The organism is Paenibacillus alkaliterrae, from assembly GCF_021532375.1.
Classification (GTDB): Bacteria; Bacillota; Bacilli; order Paenibacillales; family Paenibacillaceae; genus Pristimantibacillus; species Pristimantibacillus alkaliterrae.
The window spans coordinates 1-2706 of record NZ_JAKGAP010000142.1; the positions used below are offsets into that span (position 1 = coordinate 1).

A 2706-nucleotide genomic window follows, 5' to 3' on the forward strand; every position below is an offset into this window, starting at 1 on the left:
CCAAACACCAATCGCCGCCCCGAATGGTGTCTCATCTCCTCTAAACGTGCCGATTGACACCGATTCCCACAAGATATGCCTCCTCCCCAAGCAGCAGGACGCTGTGAGATACTCCCGGAAGATGAACGGAGAGGAGTCCTATTCAAATGAATGAACAAGAACGACAACAAATGGCTAACTTCCGCTACGGTTTGATCGCGCCACTGGTCAGCCGGAAGCTGGAGGCTGGCGAACAGATGGCGCTCATGCGAGACATTGTGAGCCACGTCTATGAAACACCTGCGGGCGAGCAAAAACAGATTAGCTTACGGACGCTAGAGCGCTACGTGCAGGCGTACCGCAGCGGCGGCTGGGAGGCACTTCTCCCTTCGCCTCGAGCAGACAAATTGCAAGCACGAGACATTCCGGAAGATGTACTTGCCAAAGCGATCGCCTTAAAGCAAGAGCAGCCAGGTCGCAGCGTCCGACAGATTATTGCCATCCTGGAGCTTGCCCAGTACGTGAATCCCGGTGTGCTCAAGGAGAGTACACTGAGCAAACAGCTGCGCCGTCGCGGGATGACGCGCAAGGCGCTTCTGACTACGGGCTGGAGTGAATTCCGCCGATTCGAGGCCGTACACCGCAACAGCGTGTGGCAAGGCGACGTCCAGCATACGCTTTACCTGCCCCACCCGGATAAGCCCGGAAAGAAAGCGATGGCTTACTTGGTGATCTTCATCGACGATTATTCACGTCTTTGTGTGCACGGCCAGTTTTACTTTGAAGAGCGGATAGCCCGGCTCGAAGACTGCCTCAAAAAAGCGATTCTGAAGCATGGCGTGCCCGAAATGATCTATGTCGATAACGGTGCTATCTATTCCTCGCACCACTTTGAGCGGATCTGCGGACGGCTAGGAACCGAGCTTAAGCACACTCGCCCCGGGCGTCCGCAAGGACGCGGTAAACAAGAAAAGTTCTTTCGGTTCGTTGACCAGAGCTTTGTGCCGGAGGCGTACGATCTCATGGAGCAAGGGAAGATCCAGACGCTCACCGACTTGAACCGCTTCTTCGCCGCCTGGCTTGAGGTCGCTTACCACCAGAAGGTTCATAACAGCTTCAAACAGCGCCCGCTTGACCGCTACCAGAAGGATGACCACCCGATTCGCACGCTTCCTCCGCATGAGCTGGCGGAAGTATTCTTGCTCGAAGAGTCGCGCAAGGCGGACAAGACAGGGTGCATCTCATTGCTAGGCACGACCTATGAAGTGGAGGCGAAGCTTTCCGGCTCGCAAGTTCAAGTGCGATTCGATCCTCACGATCTGAGCTTGATTCAGATCTGGAAGGATGGCGTTCGATTCAATGACGCCAAACCGCTGGTGCTGCGTGATCCCAAGCAGAAGAGGAAACCGCCTGAACCTGCAGCTGTACAGCAACAGCAGCCCAAGACAGGACTAAACTATGTGGAACTGCTCGCCGAGGAACATAACCGGCAGCTCCGTCAGACGCAAGCAGCCGAGCTCTCGCTGGCACTGAAAGAGGTGAAGCATCCATGATTCGGAGTTACTTTGGCTGGGAGCGAACCCCGTTTACGAGAGAGATTGAAACCCGGCATCTGCACCGCTCGAAGCGGTTTGAAGAGTGCGTAGCCCGGTTGCAGTACATGGTGATGACAAGGTCGATTGGCTGCGTGACGGGTGAGATTGGCACGGGCAAGTCGACCGCCATTCGTTCCTTGAAGGACCAGCTAGATGCGAACAAATACCGATTCATGTATGTGTCCGACGCGAATTTGAAACCCCGCGATTTTTACCGCGAGCTGCTTCACCATTTTGGGCTGCCTCCCAAGTTTCTCCGCAGCGAGGCCAAACGGCAGTTCCAGCATCTCGTGTGGGATCTGTACGAGAACCAGCAGAAGGTGGCCGTCATTGTCGTAGATGAAGCTCACTTGCTTTCCGGTGACATGCTGCAGGAAATTCGCTTTCTTACGAACTTCCAGATGGATTCCGTGTCGCCGCTGGCTCTTCTCTTAATTGGTCAGCCGGAGCTTCAGGCTACGTTGCAGCTTCGGGTATTTAAACCGATTACGCAGCGAATGAATGTGAGATTTCATCTGGAAGGCTTATCGCTTGCGGAGAGCCGGGACTACATCTCGCACCAGCTCGAGGTTGCCGGCAGTACTCATCCCATCTTTACGACAGAGGCTATGGATGCGATTTATGCGCATACGCGCGGCGTTTGCCGCGAAATGAACAATGTGTGCACAGCCGCGTTGCTTGACGCTGTACTTCGGAAAGACAAGCTTATTGACGCGATTCACGTCAACCGTGTCTTAGGCGAGTTTAAGGAACAGTGAGGGGGCAGCGCTATGTATGAATTGCGATTTCACCAAGAGACTCGGCGCTGGCGCGTCTACGATGGGGTGAGACTTCTATATCCCTTGCATTGCGGCGATCCGATTATGTTCGAGCTCGGCAACGTGTTTTGCCCGGCGAATCTGGAGCTTGATACGGAGTGGTATGTTGCTTTTGGGGGCGTGAAGTTCTGGCTCCATACTAAAACCAAATACCGTGTTCTGATTCTGAATTGACCTGCCAATGGCGGGTCTTTTCCTTTGTCCGTCATTCTGTAAGCCTAAATCTAATCGCCAAATGCTTGTCGGTGGCGAATGAAAAAAGCCACCGTCATTGGCGGTTCCGAATTCACCGACAATTAAAGTGGCTGATGACA

4 protein-coding genes are annotated in these 2706 nt (G+C 54.0%); 3 read left to right on the top strand and 1 reads right to left on the bottom strand.

The features are described 5' to 3' along the window. Window positions 1-266: hypothetical protein (locus L1N85_RS26710; protein WP_235242052.1), on the bottom strand; the 266-nt coding region annotated here is incomplete at its 3' end. 120 nt (window positions 267-386) lie between these two features. On the opposite strand from L1N85_RS26710, the gene L1N85_RS26715 reads away from it, so the two are divergent. The 3 genes from L1N85_RS26715 to L1N85_RS26725 are packed head-to-tail and all read left to right on the top strand — an operon-like array spanning window position 387 to window position 2566. Continuing rightward, window positions 387-1532: a DDE-type integrase/transposase/recombinase gene (locus L1N85_RS26715; RefSeq protein WP_235242053.1), complete on the top strand. Its 1146-nt coding sequence runs from the start codon at window positions 387-389 to the stop codon at window positions 1530-1532. Continuing rightward, window positions 1529-2332, top strand: coding sequence for an ExeA family protein (locus L1N85_RS26720; protein WP_235242054.1), 804 nt, complete (start codon window positions 1529-1531; stop codon window positions 2330-2332). Before L1N85_RS26715 ends, L1N85_RS26720 begins: the two co-directional genes overlap by 4 nt. Window positions 2333-2344: 12 nt before the next feature. Continuing rightward, entirely contained in the window at window positions 2345-2566 is a 222-nt protein-coding gene (locus tag L1N85_RS26725; protein WP_235242055.1) for a DUF5348 domain-containing protein, read from the top strand. Window positions 2567-2706 lie beyond the last annotated feature (140 nt).

Excerpts from the sequence above, each read along its gene's own strand:
- L1N85_RS26720 (WP_235242054.1), top strand. The coding sequence starts at position 1,529 with ATGATTCGGAGTTACTTTGGCTGGGAGCGAACCCCGTTTACGAGAGAG.
- L1N85_RS26725 (WP_235242055.1), top strand. The coding sequence starts at position 2,345 with ATGTATGAATTGCGATTTCACCAAGAGACTCGGCGCTGGCGCGTCTAC.